This is a genomic window from Variovorax sp. Soil_C_26 (assembly GCF_057657075.1).
In genome coordinates, this window is record NZ_JBDGJC010000015.1 from 22,280 (window position 1) to 47,692 (window position 25,413).

22 protein-coding genes are annotated in these 25,413 nt (G+C 67.4%); 18 read left to right on the plus strand and 4 right to left on the minus strand.

Annotated elements, in window-relative coordinates:
• Nucleotides 1-15: 15 nt before the first annotated feature.
• Together AC3A6G_RS25590 and AC3A6G_RS25595 are read left to right on the plus strand one after the other, a co-directional pair.
• Nucleotides 16-783: a glucose 1-dehydrogenase gene (locus AC3A6G_RS25590; RefSeq protein WP_487874884.1), complete on the plus strand. Its 768-nt coding sequence runs from the start codon at nt 16-18 to the stop codon at nt 781-783.
• Between the two features lie 11 nt (nt 784-794).
• Complete coding sequence (locus AC3A6G_RS25595) at nt 795-1,790, plus strand: NADPH:quinone oxidoreductase family protein (protein ID WP_487874885.1); 996 nt, start codon at nt 795-797, stop codon at nt 1,788-1,790.
• Nucleotides 1,791-1,819: 29 nt separating this feature from the next.
• Here AC3A6G_RS25595 and AC3A6G_RS25600 read toward each other — a convergent pair whose 3' ends face one another.
• On the minus strand, nt 1,820-2,821 hold the full coding sequence (locus tag AC3A6G_RS25600) for an alpha/beta fold hydrolase (protein WP_487874886.1): 1,002 nt from the start codon (nt 2,819-2,821) through the stop codon (nt 1,820-1,822).
• A 24-nt stretch (nt 2,822-2,845) separates the two neighbouring features.
• Nucleotides 2,846-4,894: an oxidoreductase gene (locus tag AC3A6G_RS25605; protein WP_487874887.1), complete on the minus strand. Its 2,049-nt coding sequence runs from the start codon at nt 4,892-4,894 to the stop codon at nt 2,846-2,848.
• A 185-nt stretch (nt 4,895-5,079) separates the two neighbouring features.
• Here AC3A6G_RS25605 and AC3A6G_RS25610 point away from each other — a divergent pair, with 185 nt between their 5' ends.
• The 6 genes from AC3A6G_RS25610 to AC3A6G_RS25635 are packed head-to-tail and all read left to right on the plus strand — an operon-like array spanning nt 5,080 to nt 11,730.
• Nucleotides 5,080-6,261, plus strand: coding sequence for an ABC transporter substrate-binding protein (locus AC3A6G_RS25610; protein WP_487874888.1), 1,182 nt, complete (start codon nt 5,080-5,082; stop codon nt 6,259-6,261).
• A gap of 42 nt (nt 6,262-6,303) precedes the next feature.
• Nucleotides 6,304-7,179 (plus strand): branched-chain amino acid ABC transporter permease, encoded by an 876-nt coding sequence (locus AC3A6G_RS25615; protein ID WP_487874889.1) that lies wholly within the window; start codon nt 6,304-6,306, stop codon nt 7,177-7,179.
• A complete protein-coding gene (locus tag AC3A6G_RS25620) occupies nt 7,176-8,252 on the plus strand; it encodes a branched-chain amino acid ABC transporter permease (protein ID WP_487874890.1) in 1,077 nt (358 codons plus the stop codon). Before AC3A6G_RS25615 ends, AC3A6G_RS25620 begins: the two co-directional genes overlap by 4 nt.
• Nucleotides 8,249-9,049, plus strand: a complete 801-nt coding sequence (locus tag AC3A6G_RS25625; protein WP_487874891.1) for an ABC transporter ATP-binding protein — start codon at nt 8,249-8,251, stop codon at nt 9,047-9,049. Before AC3A6G_RS25620 ends, AC3A6G_RS25625 begins: the two co-directional genes overlap by 4 nt.
• Nucleotides 9,046-9,855, plus strand: coding sequence for an ABC transporter ATP-binding protein (locus AC3A6G_RS25630; RefSeq protein WP_487874892.1), 810 nt, complete (start codon nt 9,046-9,048; stop codon nt 9,853-9,855). Before AC3A6G_RS25625 ends, AC3A6G_RS25630 begins: the two co-directional genes overlap by 4 nt.
• A 30-nt stretch (nt 9,856-9,885) precedes the next feature.
• Complete coding sequence (locus AC3A6G_RS25635) at nt 9,886-11,730, plus strand: AMP-dependent synthetase/ligase (protein WP_487874893.1); 1,845 nt, start codon at nt 9,886-9,888, stop codon at nt 11,728-11,730.
• Nucleotides 11,731-11,734: 4 nt separating this feature from the next.
• On the opposite strand, the gene AC3A6G_RS25640 is transcribed toward AC3A6G_RS25635, so the two are convergent.
• Nucleotides 11,735-12,499, minus strand: a complete 765-nt coding sequence (locus AC3A6G_RS25640) for an SDR family oxidoreductase (RefSeq protein ID WP_487874894.1) — start codon at nt 12,497-12,499, stop codon at nt 11,735-11,737.
• Between the two features lie 198 nt (nt 12,500-12,697).
• Between AC3A6G_RS25640 and AC3A6G_RS25645 the strand changes: the two genes are divergently transcribed.
• The 10 genes from AC3A6G_RS25645 (at nt 12,698) to AC3A6G_RS25690 (ending at nt 24,537) form a co-directional block, all read left to right on the plus strand.
• Nucleotides 12,698-13,756 carry a zinc-binding dehydrogenase gene (locus tag AC3A6G_RS25645; protein ID WP_487874895.1) on the plus strand — a complete coding sequence of 353 codons (1,059 nt, stop codon included), beginning with the start codon at nt 12,698-12,700 and terminating at the stop codon, nt 13,754-13,756.
• A gap of 72 nt (nt 13,757-13,828) precedes the next feature.
• Nucleotides 13,829-15,943: a 3-hydroxyacyl-CoA dehydrogenase NAD-binding domain-containing protein gene (locus tag AC3A6G_RS25650; RefSeq protein WP_487874896.1), complete on the plus strand. Its 2,115-nt coding sequence runs from the start codon at nt 13,829-13,831 to the stop codon at nt 15,941-15,943.
• 46 nt (nt 15,944-15,989) lie between these two features.
• Nucleotides 15,990-17,174: an acetyl-CoA C-acyltransferase gene (locus AC3A6G_RS25655; protein ID WP_487874897.1), complete on the plus strand. Its 1,185-nt coding sequence runs from the start codon at nt 15,990-15,992 to the stop codon at nt 17,172-17,174.
• A gap of 39 nt (nt 17,175-17,213) precedes the next feature.
• Complete coding sequence (locus AC3A6G_RS25660) at nt 17,214-18,779, plus strand: long-chain-fatty-acid--CoA ligase (RefSeq protein WP_487874898.1); 1,566 nt, start codon at nt 17,214-17,216, stop codon at nt 18,777-18,779.
• Nucleotides 18,780-18,831: 52 nt separating this feature from the next.
• A complete protein-coding gene (locus tag AC3A6G_RS25665) occupies nt 18,832-20,025 on the plus strand; it encodes a substrate-binding domain-containing protein (RefSeq protein WP_487874899.1) in 1,194 nt (397 codons plus the stop codon).
• Between the two features lie 4 nt (nt 20,026-20,029).
• Nucleotides 20,030-20,848, plus strand: a complete 819-nt coding sequence (locus tag AC3A6G_RS25670; protein ID WP_487874900.1) for an ABC transporter ATP-binding protein — start codon at nt 20,030-20,032, stop codon at nt 20,846-20,848.
• On the plus strand, nt 20,841-21,584 hold the full coding sequence (locus AC3A6G_RS25675; RefSeq protein WP_487874901.1) for an ABC transporter ATP-binding protein: 744 nt from the start codon (nt 20,841-20,843) through the stop codon (nt 21,582-21,584). Before AC3A6G_RS25670 ends, AC3A6G_RS25675 begins: the two co-directional genes overlap by 8 nt.
• Nucleotides 21,585-21,611: 27 nt before the next feature.
• Complete coding sequence (locus AC3A6G_RS25680) at nt 21,612-22,655, plus strand: branched-chain amino acid ABC transporter permease (RefSeq protein ID WP_487874902.1); 1,044 nt, start codon at nt 21,612-21,614, stop codon at nt 22,653-22,655.
• Between the two features lie 8 nt (nt 22,656-22,663).
• Nucleotides 22,664-23,743, plus strand: coding sequence for a branched-chain amino acid ABC transporter permease (locus AC3A6G_RS25685; RefSeq protein WP_487874903.1), 1,080 nt, complete (start codon nt 22,664-22,666; stop codon nt 23,741-23,743).
• Complete coding sequence (locus AC3A6G_RS25690) at nt 23,740-24,537, plus strand: crotonase/enoyl-CoA hydratase family protein (protein ID WP_487874904.1); 798 nt, start codon at nt 23,740-23,742, stop codon at nt 24,535-24,537. The genes AC3A6G_RS25685 and AC3A6G_RS25690 overlap by 4 nt, the downstream gene beginning before the upstream one ends.
• Nucleotides 24,538-24,589: 52 nt before the next feature.
• Here the strand turns inward: AC3A6G_RS25690 and AC3A6G_RS25695 are convergent, their stop codons facing one another.
• Entirely contained in the window at nt 24,590-25,315 is a 726-nt protein-coding gene (locus tag AC3A6G_RS25695; protein ID WP_487874905.1) for a GntR family transcriptional regulator, read from the minus strand.
• Between the last annotated feature and the right edge of the window lie 98 nt (nt 25,316-25,413).

The following is a 25,413-nucleotide window of genomic DNA, read 5'->3' on the forward strand; positions in this document are numbered from 1 at the left end:
CCCATGGAGAACGACATGACAGGCATCCGCCCTTTCGACCTGACCGGCAAGGTCGCACTGATCACGGGCTCGTCGCAGGGCATCGGCGCTGCGACGGCACGCGTGCTGGCACAGGCCGGCGCGTACGTGATCATCAGCAGTCGGAAGATCGACGACTGCGAGCGCGTGGCGCAGTCCCTGCGCGACGAAGGCCTGAACGCCGAGGCCCGCGCATGCCACATCGGCCGCATGGAAGACATCGCGGCGATGGGCGAGCATCTGCAGGCAACGCACGGCGGGCTCGACATCCTCGTGAACAACGCGGTGCTCAGCCCATGGCGCACTATCGAGGACATCGACCCTGGCCTGTTCGCGAAGACGGTGGACGTCAACCTGCGCGGCTATTGGTTCCTGTCGAGCGAAGCCGTGAAGCTGATGAAGCCGCGTGGCGGGGGCAGCATCGTGAACATCTCGTCGGTTTCGGCGCTGCATCCGGAGAAGATGCTGGGGCTGTACGGCACGCTGAAGACAGCGCTCATCGGCATGAGCCGCGCCTTCGCGCTGGAGTACGGGGCCTTCGGGATCCGCGCCAACACGGTGTTGCCGGGCGTGATCGAGACCAAGCTCGCGGAGGCGTTCGACGGCGAGGCGCGCGAGCGCATCCTGCAGAAGACCGCAGTGCGCCGCGTCGGCCAGCCGGAGGAGATCGGCTATGCCGTGCTTTACCTGAGCGCGCCCGCCGGCGCCTTCACCACCGGTGCGAGTCTGGTGGTGGACGGCGGCATGTCCATTTCGATGTTGTGAGGAAAGAAAAGATGAAAGCCGTTCTCGCCAAGCGCCATGGCCCGCCGGAGTCGCTCGTGCTGGAGGAAATCGATGCGTTGCGCGCCACGCCGGGACACGTGGTGGTCAGCGTGCACGCCAGCGCGGTGAACTTCCCCGACACCCTGATCATCGAGAACAAGTACCAGTTCAAGCCTGCGCTTCCATTCTCGCCGGGTGGCGAGGTGGCGGGAACGATCAAGGAGGTGGGCGAGGGCGTGGAGGGCATCGCCGCTGGCGACCGCGTGATCGCGGTGTGTGGCTGGGGCGGCTATGCGGAGGAGGTGCTGACCACGCCGGCCAAGCTCGTCGCGTTGCCCGGCGGCATCGACATGGAGGCGGCAGCTGCGCTCGTCATCACCTACGGCACCTCGCACTACGCATTGAAGGACCGCGCAGCGATCCAGCCCGGCGAGACGCTGCTGGTGCTCGGCGCGGCGGGCGGCACCGGCATCTCCGCGGTCGAGCTCGGCAAGCTCATGGGCGCGCGCGTGATCGCGGCTGCGTCCACCGACGAGAAGCTGGCGCTGTGCAGGGCGCACGGCGCCGACGAGACCATCAACTACAGCACCGAAGACCTGCGCGAACGCATCAAGGCGCTGACAGGTGGGCGTGGCGTCGACGTGGTGTACGACCCGGTCGGCGGCGACTACACCGAGCCCGCGCTGCGCAGCATGGCGTGGCGCGGCCGCTATCTGGTGATCGGCTTTACCGCAGGCGAGATCCCCAGGCCGGCGCTGAACCTGGTGCTCTTGAAGGGATGCGCGATCGTCGGAGTTTTCTACGGCGGCTTCGCGCAGGCCGAGCCGGTGCGCTACCAGGTCTTCATGGAAGAGCTCGTCGGCCTGCTCGCGAAAGGGCGCATCAAGCCTGCGATCACGGCGCGCCATCCGCTCGAGGAAGCCGCCCAGGCGTTGCGCGTGGTGGCGGACCGCAAGGCCACCGGCAAGATCATGCTGACCACGGCTCTGGGCCGCGCGAAAGGGTGATGGAAGAGCGCTGACGGGCTCGGCCGAGCTCAGCGGCCGGGGTGCAGCGGCAGCATGCGCCGCGCCAGCCACTCGAGCAGCAGCGAATTCACTGCCTCGGGTTGCTCCTGCTGCGTCCAGTGCCCGCAATCGGAGATGGTGTGGCGCTCCAGGTCGGGAACGATGCGCTCCATGCCGCGCGTGATCGCCGGCGGCAGGAAGAAGTCGTCGACCGCACTGACCATCAGCGCCGGCACGCCGACGTGATCCGGCGTGGCGGCGGTGTCGAGCCAGTTGCGGTGCAGGTTGCGATACCAGTTCAGGGCGCCCTCGAAGCCGGTGCGCTCGTAGGCCTGTGTGAAGACGCGCAACTCGGCCGCATCGAGCAGTGGCGCACCCATCACCGCGGGCTCGCCGGTGAACAGCGTCGCCGGCAGCGCCAGAACGCGCGCCGGAAGTTGCGCGAACTGCGCGAGCGTGAGGGCCGGGCGCCGCATGAGCCCCTCGAACGTTGCCGTCACGTCCGCCCCGAGCAGGGCCTCGCCGACGCCGGGGTGTTGGAACGTAACCATGTAGTGATCGGGTCCGCGCGCCTGCAGCATGGTCTGGACGAGATCGGCGTCGGTGCGACGGGTGTAGGGCGTGTTCAGCGAAGCGACGCCGATCACGCGCTCCGCGTGATCGCGCGCCAGGGTCCAGGCCAACGCGCCTCCGAAATCGTGACCGACGACGACCGCACGCCCGATGCCGAGCGCATCGAGCAGGCCCGTCACGTCGCAGGCCAGGTTCTGCATGCGGTAGCTCTCGAGCGGCCCCTGCGCGCCGGTGTCGCCGTAGCCGCGCAGGTCGGGTGCGACGACGCCGTAGCCGGCCTGCGCGATTGCGCGGACCTGGTGCCGCCAAGCGAAGGCGAGTTCCGGAAAGCCGTGGAGCAGCACGACGGTGGGTCGTGATGAATCAGTCGGCGGCACATGGCACGTCGCAATGTCGATACCGTTGCTCGCCACGCGGCGCCAGCCCGGAAGGGCTCCAGAAGTCGACAGTTCTGACATGGTGCCTTCGGGGTTTGTCGTCGTTCAGAGCGTGGCCGCGAGACGCACGCCTTCGTCGATGGCGCGGGTTGCGTCCAGCTCGGCGGCGATGCGGGCCCCGCCGATGGGCGTCACCGGCACGCCGGCCGCCTCGAGCGCGGGCGCGAGCGCGTTCTCCGGATCCTGTCCGGCGCACAGCACGATGGTATCGACCGCCAGCACCCGCGGTTCGCCGCGCACCCGCAGATGCAGCGCCAGAGCGTCGCCGTCGGCCTCGATGCGCTCGTAGGCTACGCCCGCCCATTGGTGCACGCCGCGCCGGCCCAGCAGCGCACGGCGAATCCAGCCGGTGGTCTTTCCGAGGCGCTTGCCGGGTACCTCGTCCTTGCGTTGCAGCAGCCACACGTCGCGCGGCGATTGAGGCGGTGCCGGCGGCACGAGCCCGCCGCGGGCAGCTACGCTGAAGTCGATGCCCCAGGTCCTGGCGAAATGCGCTCGTTCGTCGCTCGCGTCCAGAGACTCGTGCGTGAGCAGTTCCGCGACATCGAAGCCGATGCCGCCCGCGCCGATGATCGCGACGCGCTGGCCCGCCAGCGCACGGCCGTCGATGAGTTCGGCATAGCCGATCACGCCGGGCAGCGTGACGCCGGGGAGGTCGGGCGTGCGCGGCCGCACGCCGGTGGCCAGGACCACATGGTCGAAATCGCCGCCTGCCAGCGTCTCGAAATGGGCTCTGGCGCCGAGCACCTGCCGCACGCCCGCACGCTCCAGCCGCGCGGCGTAGTGGCGCAGCGTCTCGGCGTATTCCTCCTTGCCCGGGATGCGTCGGGCCAGGTTGAACTGGCCGCCGACGCTGGTGGCCGCATCGAACAGCGTCACGGCATGGCCGCGTTCCGCGGCAGTCACCGCCGCGGCGAGGCCGCCCGGGCCGGCGCCGACCACCGCGATGCGGCGCCGTGTGACCGCCGGCGCGATGACGAGTTCGGTCTCGCGGCAGGCGCGGGGGTTGACCATGCAGCCGGTCAGGCGGCCGGAGAAGGCCGCGTCCAGGCAGCCCTGGTTACAGGCGATACAGGTGTTGATCTCGTCGGCATGCCCGGCGCGTGCCTTGGCGACGAAGTCGGCGTCGGCGAGCAGCGGCCGCGCCATGGAGACCAGGTCCGCATCGCCGCGTGCGAGGATCGCCTCCGCCAGCGCCGGGTCGTTGATGCGGTTGCTCGCCACCACCGGCACGCGCAGCTCGCGCTTAAGCCGCGCCGTCAGCTCGACGAAGGCGGCGCGCGGCACCAGCGTGGCGATGGTCGGCACCCGCGCCTCGTGCCAGCCGACGTAGGGGTTGACGATGGAGGCGCCCGCGTCCTGCACCGCGTGCGCGAGCATCACCACCTCGTCCCAGGTGCAGCCGCCTTCGACCAGGTCGAGCATCGAGAGACGGTAGATCAGAATGAATCGCGGTCCGGTGGCCGCGCGCACGCGCCGCACGGCCTCCACGGCGAAGCGCATGCGGTTCTCGGCGCTGCCGCCCCAGTCGTCCTCGCGCTGGTTGGCGCGCGGTGCCGCGAACTGGTTGATGAGATAGCCTTCGGCCCCCATCACCTCGACGCCGTCGTAGCCGGCGCTCTGGGCCAGGCGAGCGGCTCGCGCGTAGTCGTCGAGCGTGCGCTGGATGTCGGCCTCGTCCATCTCGCGTGGCGTCGCGGCCGAGAGCGGCGACTTGCGTGCCGATGGCGCCACGCCTCGGTCGTGGTGCGCGTAGCGGCCTGCATGCAACAGCTGCACGGCGACCAGTGCGCCGTGCGCGTGAACGGCGTTGGTGATCTCGCGGTGCGGATCGACGTCCGCCGGGTCGGCCAGCGTGCGCATGCCCGCCCACATGTTCCCTTCAGCGTTCGGCGAAAGCCCGCCGGTGACGATCAGTGCCACGCCGCCGCGTGCGCGCTCTGCATAGAACACGGCCATGCGCGCGATGCCGTCGGGCTTTTCCTCGAGCCCGGTGTGCATGGAGCCCATCAGCATGCGGCAACGCAGCGTGGTGCGGCTGCCGTCAGCGTGGTCGATCTCCAGGGGCGACAGGAGCGTGGGGTAGTCGTTCATCGTGCGGCGATTCTGTGGTCGCGCCGCCCAGGGGTCTTGCGCTTTGTCGCCGACCTAAGGCGCCTAGTACTTTCCCCAGGATCCTGCCAGACCAGCGACTCGGCACAAGACCGCCGGGGTGCGTGCTGGCCAAACTGCGCGCGTAGTCGATCGATCCTGATCGCCGAAGTCTAGGAGTTCGCGAGATGAAGACAAAACGTGCCGGCATGGGGGCCGCATGGCTGGCCGCCGCGACGGCGGCTGTTCCGTTCGCGGTGGGTGCGCAGGCCACCCAGGGCGTGTCGAAGACCGAGGTGCTCGTGGGCACCATTCAGGATCTGTCTGGCCCCATCGCCGCCTTCGGCAAGGAGACCGTCAACGGCATGAACATGCGTATCGAGGAGGCCAACGCCGCTGGAGGCATCGCGGGCCGCAAGATCCGCCTGATCGTCGAGGACTCGAGCTACGACACGAAGAAGGCGGTGCTGGCTGCGCAGAAGCTGGTGCAGAACGACAGGATTTTCATCACGGTCGCCAACATCGGCACCGCGCTGGCGCTGACGACCATGCCGATCTTCACTGAGGGCGGCGTGATTCACGCCTTTCCGCTCGCGTCGGCACGCGGCCTGTACGACCCGCCGAACCCACTGGCGTTCGCGTTCACCGTGCCCTACTACCAGCAGGGTCGCGTGATCGTGAAGGCGATGACCAGGACCCGAGACGACCGCAAGTGGTGCTCGCTGATGCAGGACGACGAGCTGGGCACCGAACTGATGAAGGGCGTTGAGTCGCAACTCGGCGACCTGAAGAAGAAGGTGCTGGAGAAAACCACCTACAAGCGCGGCGCGACCGACTTTTCGTCGCAGGTCGCGCGCCTGAAGAGCGCGAACTGCGACACCGTGGTCGTCGGCACGACGCTGCGCGAGACCATCGGCACGCTCAACGAGGCGAAGAAGGTCGGCTTCGCGCCGGACTTCATCGGCACTTCGGCTTCGTACTCGCATCTGGTGCCCAGGCTGGGCGGCTCGGTGACGGAGGGATTCCTGTCTTCGCACGCGAGCTCGCAGCCCTATGCCGACGACGCATCGAAGGAGCTGCGCGACTGGTACGCCACCTACAAGGCGAAGTACAGCGAGGACCCAGGGCAGTACGCGGTGTTCGGTTACGGCGCGATGGACTGGACCATCAAGACGCTGGAGAAGGTCGGCGCCGACCTCACGACCAAGCGTTTTGTCGAGGCCATGGAGACCTCGACTTTCCCGCGCGACAAGCTGGGCTTCGACACCATGAGATTCTCCAAGACCAAGCGCCTGGGTTCCGAGGCCGTGCGCATCTCCAGGCTGGTGAACGGCCGCTGGGTGCCGGTCACCGACTACCTGCAGCCCTGACCGGCCAGGGCCGACACACGCTGCCGCCACACAGGAGTTGACTTGGAATTCATCCAGCTGCTGATTTCCGGAGCCGCGCTTGGCTGCATCTATGCACTCATCGCGCTGGGCTTCGTCCTCATCTACAAGGCCACCGAGACGGTCAATTTCGCGCAGGGCGAACTGATGATGCTCGGCGCCTGCACCGGCTACCTGCTGATGCTGTGGTTCAAGCTGCCCTTCCTCTGGGCGGCGCTGGTCAGCGTGGCCGGCATGGCGGGCTTCGGCATGCTGCTGGAGCGCGCGGTGATCCGGCCCATCCTCGGGCAGCCGCAGTTCACGGTGGTCATGCTCACCATTGGGCTGGGCTACATCACGCGCGGGCTCGTCACCATGCTGCCGGGCATCGGCACCGACACCCATGTGCTCGACGTGCCCTATCGCGGAGAGGTCTGGAAGCTCGGCACGCTGGTGCTGAGCGCGGAACAGGGTGCGGTGATCGGCATCACGCTGGTGCTGTGCCTCGCGCTCTTCGTGATGTTCAAGTACACGAAGCTGGGCGTGGCCATGCAGGCGGCGTCGCAAAACCAGCTTGCGGCCTACTACATGGGCATTCCGGTGCGCCGGCTCAACGGGATGGTGTGGGGCCTGTCCGCCGCCGTCGCCACCGTGGCCGGCCTGCTGCTGGCGCCTATCACCTTCGTGCACGTGAACATGGGCTTCATCGGGCTCAAGGCCTTCCCGGCAGCGGTGGTCGGTGGCTTCGGGAGCCTGCCGGGTGCCATCGTGGGCGGGCTGATCATCGGCATCGTCGAGGCCTTCGCAGGCTTCTACCTGCCGGAAGGTTTCAAGGACGTGGCGGCCTATGTCGTCGTGCTGCTGATGCTCATCGTCAAGCCCAGCGGATTGTTCGGCGAGAAGCTGCGAAAGAAAGTATGAGATTCATCTTCAGGACCAGCTATAGCCAGGACTACCGCCTTGCGCAGCACGGCGGGCACGTCTTCTGGTACGGCCTGCTGCTGGCGGTACTGGTGATTGCGCCGTGGTTCGTCGGCTCGTATTGGACATCGCAGCTGACCTTCGTGCTGATCTACGCCATCGCCGGGCTGGGGCTGATGGTGCTCGCCGGATACACCGGCCTGGTGTCGATCGGGCATGCGGCCTTCCTCGGCGTCGGCGCGTACACGCAGGCCGTGCTCACGGGGCAGGGCTGGTCGTTCCCGGTGGCGCTCGCGGCATCGGCGGGGCTGTCGGCCGCCGTCGGCGTGGTGGTCGGGCTGCCGGCGCTGCGCGTGAAGGGCATCTACCTCGCCGTGGCGACGCTGGCCTTCGGCTTCATCGTCGAGGAAGTGATGGCGCGCTGGGAACACGTCACCGGTGGCAACGCGGGCCTGGCGGTCAAGGCGCCGGCGATGTTCGGCTGGACGGCCAGCAGCGCGCAGGCCTTCTACATGGTGGTGCTGGTCGTGTGCCTGCTGGTCACGCTGGGCGTGCTGAACCTGCTGCGCAGTTCGACGGGCCGCGCCTTCATCGCGATCCGCGACTCGGAGATCTCGGCGCAGAGCATGGGCATCCATCTGGCGCGCTACAAGACCATGTCCTTCGCCGTTTCCGCTGCCATCGTGGGCGTGGCGGGCGCGCTCTACGCGCACAAGCTGCGCTTCATCTCGCCCGAGCAGTTCGGCATCGCACAGTCGATCGACCTGCTGCTGCTGGTGGTCGTGGGCGGGCTGGGATCGGTTCACGGTGCGTTCTTCGGCGCAATCTTCCTCATCACGATGCCGCAGTTCATCGCGATCTTCAAGGACTGGTTGCCGCCTGCCATCGGCCAGGCGGCCGGGCTGCAGGCCGTGGTGTTCGGCGTGGTGCTGATGATGTTCGTGCTGTTCGAGCCGACAGGGATCTACGGCCGCTGGGTCAAGCTGCGGACCTATCTGGAGTTGTTCCCGACCTACCGGCGCGGCATGTTCCGCCGCCAGAAGACCTTCCAGAAATCGGAGCGTGTGCGGTGAGCGACATCCTTCTTTCCGCCAGGGAGCTGAGCGTGCGCTTTGGCGGCGTGCTGGCCGTCAACAAGGTGAGCTTCGATGTGAGAAAGGGAGAGGTCTTCACGCTGATCGGCCCAAACGGCGCGGGCAAGACGACGGTGTTCAACCTGATCAGCCGCATCTACATGCCGACGACCGGAAGTCTCTCGTTCGACGGGCAGCCGATCGACCGCATGCCGGCGCACAGCATCGCCGCGCTGGGTATCGCGCGGACCTTCCAGAACATCGAGCTCTTCGAGCATGCGACCGTGTTGCAGAACCTGCTGATCGGCTTTCACACGCACAGGCGGTCGGGCTTCTGGAGCGACCTGCTGTTCGCACCCGCCGCGCGGCGCAACGAGATCGCCGCGCGCCGCAAGGCCGAGGAGGTGATCGAGCTGCTGCGGTTGATGCGATACCGCGACCAGCGCGTGGCCGGCCTGCCCTACGGCGTACGCAAGGTTGTCGAACTGGCCCGCGCGCTGTGCAGCGCACCCAGGCTGCTGCTGCTCGATGAACCGTCGTCGGGCCTCAACGCGGAGGAGACCGAGGACATGGCATGGTGGATCCAGGACATCCAGCGTGAGCTCGGCATCACGGTGCTGATGGTCGAGCACGACATGACGCTGGTGTCGCGCGTATCCGATCGCGTGCTGGCCATGAACCAGGGCGAGGTGCTGGCGCTCGGCTCGCCGGCCGAAGTGCAGGCGCATCCCGGTGTCATCGAAGCCTACCTCGGCACCATCGACGACGTGTCGAGCCTGCGAAGGGAGGCGGCATGAGCGCGCAGCCCCAGGCGCCCCTTTCGACCGTGCCGGCCGACGTCACGCTCAAGCTGTCCAACCTGGAGAGTTCCTACGGACCGGTGAAGGCCATTCGCGGCGTCAGCCTGCGCGTGCGTCGCGGCGAGATCGCGACGGTGCTGGGCTCCAACGGCGCGGGCAAGAGCACGATCCTCAAGACCATCTCCGGCGTGCTCGACCCGGCCAAGGGCCGCGTGGAGTTCAAGGGCGCCGACATCACCGGGCAGGACCCGGCAGCCATCGTGCGCGCCGGGCTCAGCCACGTCCCCGAGGGGCGCGAGGTGTTCCCGCTGCTGTCGGTGCGCGACAACCTGATGATGGGCGCCTTCACCCGCAAGGACCGCGACGGCGTCGCGCGCGACATCGAGGCGGTGTACGGCTACTTTCCCATCCTGCGCGAGCGCTCGGCGCAGGACGCGGGGCTGCTCTCCGGCGGGCAGCAGCAGATGCTCGCCATCTCTCGCGCACTCATGGCCGAGCCCGAGCTCATCCTGCTCGACGAGCCGAGCCTGGGCCTGAGCCCGCGACTGACCAAGGAGATCTTCGAGATCATCGTGCGCATCAACGGGGAGCGCGGCACGACGATTCTCCTGGTCGAGCAGAACGCGAACATGGCGCTCAATGCGGCGGACTTCGGCTATGTGCTGGAGAACGGACGCATTGTGATGGAGGACACCTGCAGCGCGCTGCGCGAGAAGGACGACATCAAGGAGTTCTACCTCGGCGCCAAGGACGACGGCGTGCGCGGCGAGCGGCGCTGGAAGAAGAAGAAGACCTGGCGCTGAGCGCGGCACCCGAGACCCTGGAAACAAGACATGGCCCATCAAGCTCCGTTCCCTACCGTCCCGGCGGACATCGACACCGTGCCACGGCTGTTCCGCCATGCGGTGCAAACGCGCGGCGACGCGGTGATGCTGCGTCAGAAGGAGCTCGGCATCTGGCGCGCGTACACCTATGCCGAAGTCGGCGTGATCGTCGAGGAACTGGCGCACGGCCTCGCTGCGCTGGGTCTGCGCCCCGGCGAAGTGATGTCCGTGCTGTCGAACACCTGCCGCGAGTGGCTATGGATGGACCTCGCCGGGCTGACCGCCGGCGCCGTGGTCAACGGCATCTATCCGACCGACGCCGCGTCGCAGGTCGAATACCTCTGCAACGATTCGGGCTCCACGCTGCTCGTCGTGGAGAACGAGGAACAACTCGACAAGTTCCTGGAGGTCCAGGAGCGCGTGCCGGGCGTGCGCCACATCGTGGTGTTCGACATGGAAGGGCTGGCGCGGCTGGACGATGCACGCGTGATGTCGCTCGACGCGCTGCGCGAGCTCGGTCGCGCGCACCAGGCCGCGCATCCCGCCTTCCTCGAGGAGCGCATCGCAGGCCGCGGCGCCGCCGACCTGGCCGTGCTGGTCTACACCTCGGGCACCACGGGCCGACCCAAGGGCGCGATGATCTCGCACGCCAATGTCATGGCGGCGAGCCGTACGCTGGCCGAATTCCTGCCGCGCACCTCGCTGCGCGAGAGGGCCGCCTTCCTGCCGCTGTGCCACGTGTCGGAGCGCATCTTCGGCGAGTACTACGCGCTGCTCGCCGGGCAGACGCTGAACTTCGTCGAAGACCCCGAGACCATCTTCGACAACATCCGCGAGATCCAGCCCGACGTTTTCATGGCGGTGCCCCGCATCTGGGAGAAGCTCTATTCGAGCGTGTCGACTGCGATGCGCGAGGCGACGCGGCTCGAGCAGTGGGCCTATCGGCGCGCGCTGGCCGTGGGAGAGCACGTCGGCAAGTGCCGCGAGCAGGGCGTGCCGGTGCCGGCGGGCCTGCGCGCCCGGCACTGGATCGCGCGCAAGCTGGCGCTGGACAACGTGCGCGGCCTCATGGGGTTGGGCCGCGTGGAGCTCGCCATCACCGGCGCCGCGCCGATCTCGGCCGACCTCATCCGCTGGTACATGGCGCTGGGCATCGAGCTCAACGAGCTGTGGGGCATGACGGAGCTGACCGGCGCCGCCACCTGCAATCCGCGCGGTCGCAGCCGGCCGGGCAGCATCGGCATTCCGCTGCCGGGCTCCGAGGTCAGGCTATCGCCGCAAGGTGAACTGCAAGTGCGCGGCGGGCAGGTCTTCATGGGCTACCTCAACCTGCCGGAAAAGACGGCCGAGGTCTTCGAGGACGGATGGCTGCGCACCGGCGACGTGGGCCGTCGCGACGACGACGGCTACTTCTACATCACCGATCGGATGAAGGACATCATCATCACGGCCGGCGGGAAGAACGTGACGCCTTCCGAATGGGAGAACCAGCTGAAGTTCAGTCCCTACGTGACCGACGCGGTGGTCATCGGCGACCGCCGGGCCTACCTGAGCTGCCTGGTGATGATCGACCAGGACAATGTCGAGCAGTGGGCGCAGGAGCGGTCGGTGGCGTTTTCCGACTACCGCTCTTTGACGCGTAGCCATGAGGTGGTCGACCTCATCGCCGAGGAGATCGAGAAGGTCAATCGGCACTTCGCGCGGGTCGAGCAGATCAAGCAGTTCCGCCTGATCGAGAACCGGCTGAGCGCCGAGGACGAAGAGCTCACGCCGACGATGAAGCTCAAGCGCTCGCTGGTAAGCCGCAAGTACGCGGCGCTGATCGACTCGATGTACGAAGAGCGCGCCGCCTGATCGCTCAGGAGTTCTGCGCGTGCAGGCGCCGCATGCCGCGCAGCCAACGCTCAGGGTCGGCCACCTTGCGCTGGAACTGCTCCTGGACGAATTCGTGCGTCAGGATGAGGAAGCGCTCTGCGGCGAGCGCGTCGACCACCATGGCTGCCACTGCGTCGGTATCGATCAGACCCTGGGCGAGCAGCGCACGGCGGGCGTCAGACTCGGCCTGCAGCAACGGGGTGTCGACGGGACCGGGGCACAGGCAGCTCACGCGGATGCCGCGATCGCCGTAGGTGATGGATAGCCACTCCGCGAAGGCCACGGCGGCATGCTTGCTGACCGCATAGGGCGCATCGAACTGCGAAAGCAGGCCCGCGGCGGACGCCGTCTGCAGCAAGTACCCGCCGCCACGCGCCAGCATGCGCGGAAGCAGCGCTCGCGCGGCGCGCACATGCGCCATCAGGTTGACATCCATCACGCGCGCCCAGTCGGCATCGGGCAACTCGGGGCCGCCGATCGCGGTGATGCCGGCGTTCGAGCAGAACAGGTCGATGGGGCCGTGCCGTGCCTCCACTTCGTCGACCAGACGCTCGATGGCGCCGTCGTCGCGCACATCCAACGCGGCGGCATGCGCGCCGATCCGGGCTGCCTCCGCGTTGGCGCGTTCGCCTTTGCGGTCGGCGACGACCACGGCGTGTGCGCCTTCGGCGACGAAACGCTTTGCCATCGCCAGGCCGATGCCGCTTGCGCCGCCGGTGATGACGACGACCTTGTCCTTCAACCGCATGTCAGTGCTCCTCGCGCGCCGGCTCGCAGGCGGGCGCGCTTCAGGTTAAGCCTCGCCCGACTGTGCGTCTTGCGCCGAACGGCTGTCGCGCGCGCGAACGACAGCGACTTCGCGCAAGCAAACGGCAGGCAGCACCACTAGCCTTCGCAACGCGCCGCGCTGCGGCCCGCCCAGCGACTCAGGATCGAGAAAACCACCATGAAAGCTGCTGTCTTCCGAGGCGTCGACTGCCTTCTGTCGATCGAGGATCTACCCCTTCCGCAGGCCGGCCATGGCGAACTGGTGCTGCGCGTGCACTACTGCGGCGTGTGCGGGTCCGACCTGCACGCTACGCACCCGGGGCTCTTCACCGTGAAGAGCGGCACGGTGCTCGGCCACGAATTCGCCGGCGAGATCGTCGAGAGCGGCGCCGCCGGCTGGAAGGTGGGCGAGCGCGTCACCGCGCTGCCGAACAACGCATGCAGCGCCTGCGTGGCCGAGGGCCATCGCGAATGTCGTGACGGCCTTGGAATGATCTGCACGAACAACCGGTTGACCGGCTTCAGCCCGAACCGCCCGGGCGCCCTTGCGGAATACGTGAAGGTGTCCTCGGGACAGGCGCTGCGCCTGCCGGGCGCGGTGGGGGAGCGCGAGGGCGCGCTGATCGAGCCCCTGGCGGTCGGCCTGCATGCGGTGCAGTCCGGCCGGGTGGGACTTGCCGACCGCGTGCTCGTGATTGGCGGCGGCCCGATCGGTCTTGCGGTGAGCGCCTTTTCGCGGCAGGCCGGTGCCACGCACGTCGTGGTCAGCGAATTCGCCGCCGGCCGGCGCGAGACGGCGGCCCGCTTCGGTGCGACGGCCGCCATCGACCCCGCCGCGGGTGATGTGGGCGGGGCCTTCGCCAGGGCGACGGGCGGTGCGCCGGACGTGATCTTCGAATGCGTCGGGGCGGCGGGGCTCATCCAGCAGTGCATCGAACTGTCCAAGGCGCGCGGGCGGGTCGTGGTGGTCGGCGTCTGCCCGACCGAAGACCGCGTGCTGCCGCAGCGTGCCATGGCCAAGGAAATCAGCCTCCAGTTCGTGATGGGTTACGGCAAGCCTGACTGGCGGCGCGTGCTCGAACTGCTCGATGCCGGCAGCGTGGACCCAGCGCCGATGGTCACCGACACGGTGGGCCTGGACGACCTGCCGGCCGCCTTCGAGGCGCTGCGCCGGCCCACGACGCAGATCAAGTTGCTGGTGCGTCCGGGGTCGACCCCGAGGCGATCAGCGACTTGACGCAAGAGACTGGAATGTCCCTTTGCTAGCCTTGCCCGACCACTGCGCAGTGCGCATTCAAGCGACCTTCCAATGACTGAAATCGTCTCTCTAGCCCGGCACGGCGACATCGCGGTGCTGGCCATCTCGAACCCGCCGGTCAATGCGCTGTCGCCCGACGTGGTGGCGGGCCTGGCCGCCGCCGTGAAGGCCTTCGAGGCCGATCGCTCGTACAAGGCGATGCTCGTGCACAGCACGGGGCGCACCTTCGTTGCGGGCGGCGACATCAACTCCTTCGACGATCCGGACTTCTCGGCGTCGCCGTTCAACGGAACGCTCGCGCGCATCGAGGCGCTGGACCGGCCGGTGGCCGCGTCGCTGCACGGCACCGTGCTCGGCGGTGGACTGGAACTGGCGCTGGCCTGCCACTGGCGCGTGGCGTTGCCCGCCACCAGGGTCGGGTTGCCGGAAGTCAAGCTCGGCATCCTGCCGGGTTCGCTCGGCACGCAGCGGCTGCCGCGCATCGCAGGCGTGAAGCTGGCGCTCGACATGATCGCCACCGGCCGCAGCATCGGCGCGGAGGCCGCGCGCCAGGCCGGCATCGTCGACGAGGTGCGCGAGGGTGCACCGCTCGACGTGGGGCTGGCGTTCGTGGAGCAGTTGCTCGACAGCGGCGCCGGCGCGCGCCGCGCGAGCGAGCGCCCGGTGCCCGACGAGGAGCTGCCGGCCGATTTCTTCGCCAAGGCGCTGGAAGAGGCTGCAGCGCGAAAGCCGTTCTATCCGTCGGCCCGAAACATCGTTCTCGCGGTGCAGGCGGCGGCGACGCTGCCTTTCGCGCAAGGCGAGACGGCGGAAGCACGCCTGTTCGAGGAACTGCGCGTGTCGCCCGAGTCGCAGGCCATGCGGCACCTGTTCTTCGCGGAGCGGCAGGCCGCGAAGATTCCGGGCCTGGCCCGCGACGTGGCGCTGCGCCCGGTGCGCACCGCCGGCATCTTGGGGGCGGGCACGATGGGTGGCGGCATCGCCATGAACTTCGCCAACGCAGGCATTCCGACCGTGTTGGTCGAAGCCACGCAGGCGGCGCTGGACCGCGGCATGGGCCTGATCCGCGCCAACTACGAGGCGAGCGCCGCGAAAGGCCGGCTCACGGCGGGGCAGGTCGAAGAGCGCATGGCGCTGCTGCGCGGCACGCTCGACGACGCGGCGCTGGGCGAGTGCGACCTGGTCATCGAGGCCGTGTTCGAGAACATGGATCTGAAAAAGCAGGTGTGCGCGCGGCTGGGCCAGGTCTGCCGGTCCGGCGCGATCATCGCGACCAACACGTCGACGCTGGACGTCGACGTTTTGGCTGCCGCTACGGGCCGCCCGGGCGATGTCGTCGGCATGCACTTCTTCAGCCCCGCCAACGTGATGCGCCTGCTCGAGGTGGTCCGCGGCGAGAGGACGGCGCCCGAGGTGCTCGCCACGGTGATGCAGCTGGCCCGAACCATCGGCAAGGTCGCGGTTGTGTCGGGTGTCTGCTACGGCTTCATCGGCAACCGGATGGCCGAGGTCTACATGCGCGAAGCCGAATTCCTGATGATGGAAGGCGCGAGCCCTTCGCAGATCGACGGGGCCGTCGAGGCGCTGGGTATGGCGATGGGTCCTTGCCGCATGCTGGACATGGCGGGCATCGACGTGGGCGCGAAGACGGTCATCGAATACGGCAAGGCCGGCGGCCTGCCGCCGGACGACAGCTACCGAGCGGTGGTGCGCAGGATGTTCGAGCTGGGCCGCTTCGGGCAGAAAGCCGGTGCGGGCTACTACCGCTACGAGGGCCGCAAGCCGGCCGACGACCCCGAGACGGCGCGCATCGCATCGGAGATGGCCGCGGCACACGGCGTCAAGCGGCGTGCGGACATCGGCGCACAGGAGATCGTCGAGCGGCTGCTCTATCCGCTCATCAACGAGGGGGCGAGGATCCTCGAGGAAGGCATCGCCTACCGCCCCGGCGACATCGACATCGTGTGGACGGCGGGCTACGGCTTTCCCGACCACAAGGGCGGTCCGCTGTGGATGGCCGATGGCATCGGGCTGGCTTCGATCGTCGAGCGACTGGCGCACTACGGCCGCACGCGCGGCGACGCCTTCGGCTACTGGCGCGTGTCGCCGCTGCTGGCATCGCTGGCGCGCGATGGCAAGCGCATCTCCGACTGGAAGGCCGCATGACGGCGTTTCCGTACCAAGCATTCCAAGACAGATCAGGACATTCCCAATGAAAGAAGCCGTCATCGTCTCCACCGCGCGCACCGGCATCGGCCGTGCCTACAAGGGTGCGCTCAACCACACCAGATCGCCTTCGATGCTGGCGCACGCCATCACGCACGCAGTGCAGCGTGCCAAGGTGGACGGCGCGGAAGTCGAGGATGCGGTGATCGGCTGCGTGCTGACTGGCGGCACAGCGGGCATGAACCTCGCGCGCAATGCGGTCCTCGCGGCCGGCCTGCCGACCACCGTGTCGGGCCAGACGATGGACCGCCAGTGCGCGTCGGGGCTGATGGCCATCGCCACCGCGGCGAAGCAGGTGATGGTCGATGGCATGGACATCGTCGTGGCGGGCGGCCACGAAAACATCTCCGCGGTGCAGGACGCCTACATGGCCTGGGTCGCGAAGGAGAAGGACCCGCGCGTCATCGGGCACGCGCCGAACGCCTACATGCCGATGTTGCAGACGGCCGAGCTCGTCGCGAAGAAGTACGGCATCTCGCGCGAAGCGCAGGACCGCTATTCGCTTGCATCGCAGCAGCGCACCGCGGCGGCGCAGGCCGCGGGCCGGTTCGACGCGGAGATCGTGCCCTTCAGCACGACGATGGCCGTGGTCGACAGGGCGACGAAGGAGGTGTCGTACCGCGAGGTGACGCTCGATCGCGACGAGGGCAATCGTCCCGAGACGACGCTGGAAGGGCTGGCTTCGCTCAAGCCAGTGATCGAAGGCGGCGTGGTGACGGCGGGCAACGCGAGCCAGCTGTCCGACGGCGCGTCCGCCTGCGTGGTGATGGAACGTGGGCTCGCGGAGCGGCGCGGCCTGGCGCCGCTGGGCATCTACCGCGGCATGTCCGTGGCCGGTTGCGCACCGGAGGAGATGGGCATCGGCCCGATCCATGCGATTCCGAAGCTGCTGAAGCAGCAAGGCCTGAAGGTGGATGACATCGGCCTGTGGGAGCTCAACGAAGCCTTCGCCTGCCAGGTCCTCTACTGCCGCGACCACCTGGGCATCGACCCAGAGAAGTACAACGTGAACGGCGGCGGCATCTCCATTGGCCATCCGTACGGCATGACGGGCGCGCGCGTGGTCGGTCACGCGCTCATCGAAGGCAAGCGCCGCGGCGTGAAGTACGTCGTCGTGACGATGTGCGTCGGCGGCGGCATGGGCGCGGCGGCGCTGTTCCAAGTCGCCTGAGCTGCCGGCAGAAGAACAGGAAGAGCAGGAGAAAAAGGCATGCAGGATCTCACCCTGATCGACAGCCTCAAACGTCAGCTGGTCGATCGACCGGACGAGATCGCCTATCGCAACAGCGACCGGCGGTTGAGCTTCCGCGACGTGGAAGCGCACACCAACCGCATCGCCAACGCGCTCGCGAGCGTCGGCGTCGCGCGGGGAACGCGCGTCGCCGTGCTGACCAAGCAGCACATCGAGTGCATTCTGGTGACGCTGGCCGCCTGTAAGCTCGGGGCGGTGTGCATGCCGGTCAACTGGCGGCTCTCGCCCAGAGAGGTCGAGTACATCGTCAACAACGGCGAGGCGCCTTTCCTCATGGCAGACGCGGAGTTCCTCCCGGTGCTGGAGAAGGCGGCGATCCCCGGTGTGAGGACGCTGGTGTGCACAGGCGGCCCTGGCGACAGGCTGCCCTCGCTGGCGCAATGGTACGGCGAATTTCCCGACACCTTTGCACTGGTGGAGTCCGGCACCCACGACGCTGCGCTGCAACTCTATTCGTCGGGCACCACCGGTCTGCCGAAAGGCATCGTGCTGTCGCACGCCGGGTTGCTGTCGACCTCGCGCGTGGTGTCGAAGGAGTGGAAGTTCGACAACCGGCATGTGCTGGGCAACCCGCTACCGGTGTTCCATGTCGCGGGCATGACGATGCTGCTGCTCACGCTCTATACCGGCGGGCAGACGTCGGCCTACGCGGAGTTCGATCCGAAGGGCTATCTCCAGGCCATCTCGCAGCACGGCATCACCCACACCTTCGTGGTGCCGGCCATGATCCTCTTCATGCTGCAGGTGCTTGGCGCCAAGTCCCACGACTTCGGCACGCTGCAACTGATGGCCTACGGCGGATCGCCCGTGAGCGAAACGGTGCTGAAACAGGCCTTTGAGGTCTTTCGCTGCGACTTTCTTCAGGTGTACGGGCTCACGGAAGTCTCGGGCCCGGCCACGTTCCTGTATCCGGAAGATCATCGTTCGGGCGACGTCGAACTGCTGCGCTCGGCGGGCCGACCCATCGGTGGCGGGCGGCTGCGCATCGTCGACCCGATCGCCATGCAGGACCTCCCGGACGGCGATGTCGGCGAGATCTGGATCGAGTCGGACCGCAACCTCAAGGAGTACTGGCGCGACCCCGAGGCCACGGCCGCCGCCTATCCGGAAGGACGCAACGAGAACGGCGGCTGGTTCCGTTCGGGCGACGGCGGCTATCTCAAGGACGGTTATCTCTACATCAACGACCGCATCAAGGACATGATCGTCTCGGGCGGCGAGAACATCTATCCGGCCGAGGTCGAGAACGTGCTGATGCGCCACCCCGCCGTGGCCGACGGGGCGGTCATCGGCGTACCCGATGCGACCTGGGGCGAGGCGGTCAAGGCCTGCGTGGTATTGCGACCGGGAGCAACGGCCGACGCAAGCGACATCATCGAATTCATGCGCGCCAACCTCGCGCACTACAAGTGCCCGAAGAGCATCGACCTGGTCGATGCTCTTCCGCGCAACCCGAGCGGGAAGGTGTTGAAGCGCATCCTGCGCGAACCCTATTGGAAGAGCCAGAAGCGCGCCGTGGGCTAGGGCGCGCTCCTGCCATCGAGCGCCGGATCGATACATACAAAAGGAGACAAGCATGCTGAAGAAACTCATCGTCGCGGCGACCGCCGCCATGACCTGCTGGGTGGCGCCGCAGGCGTTGGCGCAGGAGAAGCCGATCAAGATCGCGCTCATCGCGAGCAAGACCGGCCCCTCGGAGGCCTATGCGCGCGACACAGAGCGCGGGTTGCGCCTGGGGCTCGAATACCTCACGCAAGGCACCATGACCGTCCTCAACCGCAAGATCGAGGTGATCGTCAAGGACGACCAGATGAAGCCCGAACTGTCCAAGGCCATGCTCACCGAAGCACTGGCCGACGACAAGGCGGACATCGCCGTGGGCACCTCGTGGTCCGGCGGCGCGCTGTCGATGGCGCCGGTGGCCGAGGAGTACGGCAAGATCCTGATGGTCGAGCCCGCCATCGCCGACTCGCTGACCGGATCGGCCTGGAACAAGTACCTGTTCCGCGCCAGCCGCAATTCGTTCCAGGACGCGCTCGCCAGCGCGGCCGGCCTGAAGGACGGCGACAACGTCGCCTTCCTCGCGCCGGACTACGTGTACGGCAAGGACGGCGTCAAGGCCTTCAAGGACGCGCTGGTGTCCACCAAGAGCAAGGCGAAGGTCATCCACGAGGAGTTCATTCCGCTGTCGACCTCGGACTTCACGGCGCCGATGCAGCGCATCTTCGATCGCATGAAGGACCTGCAGGGCAAGAAGTACCTGGTCGTGATCTGGGGTGCGCCCAACCCGATCCGTAAGATTTCGGAACTGAACCCGGGCCGCTACGGCATCGAGTTCCTGTCGATCGGTGGGGCCAACCTGGAGAACGCCAAACCCTGGAAGGGCCTGGACGTGACTGGCGGCACGTTCTACTACTACGGGTTCCCGAAGAATCCGATGAACGACTGGCTGGTCGCGGAGCACCAGAAGCGCTACCAGGTGCCGCCGGACCTCTTCACTGCCGGTGGCTTCGTGACGGCCGCGGCCATCGTCGCGGGCATCAGGAAGGCGAACTCGATCGACACGCCGAAACTCATCGCCGCGATGGAGGGAATGGAGTTCGACACGCCCAAGGGCAAGATGACCTTCCGCAAGGAAGATCATCAGGCGCTGCAGCCGCAGTATCAGTTCCGCATGAAGAAGTCGCCGACGAGCGAGTGGGACCTGTTCGATCTCGTCCGCGAGATCCCGGCGTCGGAAATGCCGCTGCCCATCACGGTCAAGCGCTGACGCGATGAGCGGCCCGACGATTCATGAATCCACGCGGCAGGTGCCGGCGCTCGCGAGCCGCGGACTCGGCATCCGCTTCGGCGGCCACGCCGCGGTCGACGAGGTGACGGCCGAGTTCGCGGCCGGAACGCTCACCGCGATCGTCGGACCCAACGGGGCCGGCAAGACGACGTACTTCAACCTGCTGTCGGGGCAGCTCGCAGCGAGCGCGGGCAACGTGCTGCTCAAGGGCGAGGACATCACGCGGCTGAGCGCGGCGCAGCGGACCGCGCGCGGCATCGGGCGAGCCTTCCAGCTGACCAACCTGTTCCCGCGCCTGAGCGTGTTGGAGAACGTGCGCCTCGCGGTGCAGAGCCGGCATCGCGCGGGTTTCAACATGCTCGCAATGTGGCGCAGCCGCGGCGACCTGATCGAGCAGGCCGAGTCGTATCTCACGCAGGTCGGCCTCGCCGCGCGGCGTGACGACCTCGCAGCCAAGCTGCCGCATGGCGACAAGCGCAAGCTGGAGGTCGCGATCCTCATGGCGCTGGAGCCGGAGATCGTGATGTTCGACGAGCCCACCGCGGGCATGAGCGTGGACGAAGTGCCGGTCATTCTCGACCTCATTCGCAGCCTGAAGGTGCGCGGCGACAAGACAATCCTCCTGGTGGAGCACAAGATGGACGTGATCCACTCGCTGGCCGACCGCATCGTCGTGCTGCACAACGGACGCCTCGTGGCCGACGGGAAGCCGGCCGAGGTCATGGCCTCGGCCATCGTGCAAGAGGCCTACCTGGGCGTGAAGCGCACGCCAGCGGCACGCAAGGAGACGGCGCATGCATGACGCTCTCGACGGCGGGGCACCGTTGCTCACGCTCGACGGTGTGCACACGCACATCGGCGAATATCACATCCTCCAGGGCGTCGACCTGGTCGTGCCGCGTGCCGGCCTGACGGTGCTTCTGGGCCGCAACGGCGCAGGCAAGAGCACCACGCTGCGGACCATCATGGGCCTGTGGCAGGCGAGCCGCGGAAAGCTCACCTTCGACGGTGCCGACATCACGGCGGAGGAAACGCCTGAGGTCTCGCGCCGCGGCATCGCCTTCGTGCCGGAGGACATGGGCATCTTCTCCGGCCTGACGGTGCAGGAGAACCTGCGCCTCGCGGCGATCAGCGGCCGCTTCGACGAGGCCCGGCTGGACTGGATACTCGGGTTGTTTCCCGCGCTCAAGCGCTTCTGGCTCCGCCCCGGCGGCACGCTCTCGGGTGGACAGAAGCAGATGGTCGCCATCGCACGCGCCATCATCGAGCCGCGCAAGCTGCTGCTGATCGACGAGCCCACCAAAGGCCTCGCGCCGGCCATTGTCGACAACCTGGCACAGGCCTTCGAGGACCTCAAGGACCGCGACACCACCATCCTGCTCGTCGAGCAGAATTTCCATTTCGTCCGCTCGCTCGGCGACCATGTCGCGGTAATGGACGACGGCCGCATCGTGCACACGGGCAGCATGGAAGCGCTGTCGGCGGACGAAGCCCTGCAGGCACGGCTCCTTGGCCTGCATGCCGGTGCCGTGCACTAGCACATGCGTACATTGAACGGAGAGCCAATGGCTGCCATCGAATCCACGATCGACCTCCCTTGCGCGGACCCGGCCGTGCTGGAGGCCCTGCCGGGACGCACGCGCGACCTGGTTCCCGGGGCGATCATCCTCGCCTTCATCGCGATCGCGCTGCCCGTCATCGGCAGTGTCCCGACCTGGATCACGCTGACCGTGGCAGCGCTCGCCATGGGGATGATGCTGTTCATCATGGCGAGCGGGCTCACGCTCGTCTTCGGACTGATGGACGTGATGAACCTCGGTCACGCCGCCTTCGTGGCAGTGGGCGCCTACACCGCGACCCTGCTGGTCGAGCCGCTCAAGCACCTGCTCGAGTCGCCCTCTGTGTGGGCGAGCTTGGCCGCCATCGCGGCGGTGATCGCGGCCGCAATGCTTGTGACGGCCGCGCTCGGCTGGGTCTACGAGCGCCTGTTCGTGAAGCCTGTGTACGGCGATCACCTTAAGCAGATTCTCATCACCATCGGCTCGATGATCATCATCGAGCAGCTGGTTCTGGTGATCTTCGGCGCCAACCAGATGCTGCTGCCGCTGCCCGAGGCAGTGCGCGGCTCGTTCCTCTTCGGCGACGTCGCCATCGAACGCTACCGCGTGGTCGCCGTGGCGGTGGGCGCGGTGGTCTTCATCGGCCTCACGATGCTGCTCAACCGCACGCGCATCGGCCTGCTGATCCGTGCCGGCGTGGAGAACCGTTCGATGGTCGAGGCGCTCGGCTACCGGGTGCGCGGCGTGTTCGTCGGCGTGTTCGTCGCGGGATCGGCGCTGGCCGGCCTGGGCGGTGTGATGTGGGCCTTCTACCGCGAGCAGTTCACGGTGGCCATCGGCGCCGAGGTGCTGGTGCAGATGCTCATCATCGTCATCATCGGCGGGCTCGGCTCGGTCACCGGTTGCTTCGCCGGCGCGATGCTCATCGCATTGAGCACCAATTACGTGAGCTTCCTGCTGCCCGACTTGGCACTGGTGTCGAACATCCTCGTGATGATGATCGTGCTGCTGTGGCGTCCGCAGGGGCTCTATCCTGTCAACAAGCACTAGAGCGCTCCATGCTGATCCGAATCCTTTCCGGCGACTTCCCGCGCAGCCGCGTTCTCTCGACGCTGCTGGTGCTGGTTCTCGTCTACCTGGCGACCGCGCCTTTCCTGTTCTCCGGTGCGCGCTCACTCAATGTGGCCGCGACCATCTGCGTCTTCATCGTGCTGGTGGCGTCTTTCGACCTGCTGCTGGGGTACTGCGGCGTGGTGTCCTTCGCCCATGCGATGTTCTACGGCATCGGCGCCTACGGCGTCGCGATCGCGATGTACAAGATGGGTCCGACCTGGACGGCGATGGGCGTCGGCGCGGTGGCGGCCATCGCGCTTTCGCTGGTGCTGTCCTTCCTTATCGCGCTCATCTCCTTGCGCGTGAAGGCGATCTTCTACACGATGATGACGCTGGCCTTCGGCGCGGCCTTCGGCGCCCTGGTGATGCGGCTGAGCGACATCACCGGCGGCGACGACGGCCGCACCTTCCGGCTGCCCGAGGTGCTGACGCCGGCCTTCCGCGTCTTCGAAGACCCGGTGTTCGGCACGACCATCAACGGCCGCGTGCTGACGTACTACCTCATCTTCGTGGTGTCGGTTGCGCTCTTCCTGCTGATGCTGCGCGTGGTGAACTCGCGCTTCGGCCGCGTGCTGGAGGCGATCCGCGAGAACGATTTCCGCGCAGAGGCCATCGGCTACCGCACGCTCTACTACCGCATCGCGATCAACTGCCTGGCGGCCGCGTTGGCGACCTGTGCGGGCATTCTGATGGCGCTGTGGCTTCGCTACGTCGGGCCGCAGACCACGGTCGGATTCAACGTGATGCTCAACATCCTCCTGATGGCGGTCATCGGCGGGCTGGGCACCGTCTACGGCTCGGTGGTTGGCGTCGCGCTCTTCATCGTGGCAGAGAACTATCTGCAGAGCCTGATGGGCAGCCTCAGCGGTTCGCTCACGTCCGCGCCGTTGCTGGCCAATCTCTTCCACCCCGATCGCTGGATGCTGTGGTTCGGCCTCGTGTTCGTGCTGTCGGTCTATTTCTTCCCCAGCGGCATCGTCGGCAAGTTGCGCGCCGCCTTGCCTGGCGACAAAGGACTTCGATGAGAGAGCAGGAAACGCAGGAACCAGCCACCACGCCGGCGGTCGAGACGCGCATCGATGGGCACGTGCTGATCGTCACCATCCAGCGGCCGCAGGTTCGCAACGCCGTCAACATGGCGGTGGCGCAGGGCATCGCGGCAGCGATGCAGGAACTCGATGCAAACGCCGAGCTTCACGTCGGCATCCTCACCGGCGCGGGCGGCACCTTCTGTTCGGGTATGGATCTCAAGGCCTTCGCCTACGAAGGCGTCGAGCCCGCCATCGAGGGCCGGGGTTTCGCCGGCTTGTGCGAGGCCCCACCACGCAAGCCGCTGATCGCCGCTGTCGAAGGCCATGCGGTGGCGGGCGGCTTCGAGATCGTTCTGGCGTGCGACATGGTGGTCGCGGCGCGAGGCGCGAGCTTCGGCCTGCCGGAGACCAAGCGCGGGCTCGTCGCCTCTTCCGGCGGGTTGATGCGCTTGCCGCACCGGCTGTCGGCCAATCTGGCGATGGAGATGGCGTTGCTTGGCGACCCGATTTCCGCCGAGCAGGCGCATGCCTGGGGGTTGGTCAACCGGCTGGTCGAGCCCGGCGCAGCGCTTGACCACGCCTTGAAACTGGCGCATGCCATCGATGCCAACGCGCCGCTCGCCGTGGCGGCGAGTAAGCAACTGGTGCAGGGATCGCGCACGTGGAGCGACACGGAGATGTTTGATCGACAGCGCCCGATTGCGAAGGCGGTGAATGCGTCGTCGGACGCGCGCGAAGGCGCCGCAGCCTTTGCGGAGAAGCGCGCGGCGCGATGGCAGGGCTGTTGATGGGCCCGATGCCGACCTGAAACGACACGGAGCGGGGCGTCCGGCGCCGGTCTCAGTTCAGTGTGAACGCCGACATGCGCGGCAACGTCCGCTCCCCGGACTTCTGAAGATGCCGCCGCATGCGCTTCTCGGCCTTCTCTTGGTCGCCCTCGAGGATCGCCTCGGTGATGGACCGGTACTCGGCCACCATCGAGCGCAGGTCCGCCGTCGTGAGCGAGTGATAGAACTGGGCGCGAAACAGGTGAGCGCGAGCCTGCGGCAGAACGCGATCGAGCTCCGGGCTGGCGGCGATCTCGAACATCACCTTGTAGTAGTTGGCGCGCTCGTCGAGCACGCGGTCGAGCGCCTCGGGCGTCTCGGCCCTGATGAGCTTCTGCGCGGCGGCCTCGAATCGGCGTGCGTTGTCGCCGATACCGATGTTGGCGGCAGCGAGGCGAGCCGCCAGTCCGGAAAGAACCTCCAGTACGCCCAGGAGACTTGCCGCATCCTCGCGCGTGAGCGAGCGGATGACAGCGCCGCGGTGCGGCGTGAGGTCGACTACGCCGCTCGAAGCAAGGATGCGCAGCGCCTCACGCACGGTGCTTCGGCTCACGCCAAGATCACGGGTGAGGTCCGCCTCGATCAGCCTTTGCCCGACGGTGAACCGGCGCATGAGGATGCCCTTGCTGATCGCGTCGGCCACGCGGTCCGGCGTACTGCGTGGGTGAGCCTTCTCCTGCGCTGGTTTGGCTCCCGCGACCATGGCTTTGGGCGCAGTCGCCTTCTCGATGTCGTTCATTGGACGCTCCCACGCTTGAAATATGGAATGCCGCTCTGCCGGCGGGCGCTATTTTGAGGCAATGCCATCAGCAAAGAAGGCGCTTTCTTAAGGGGAAA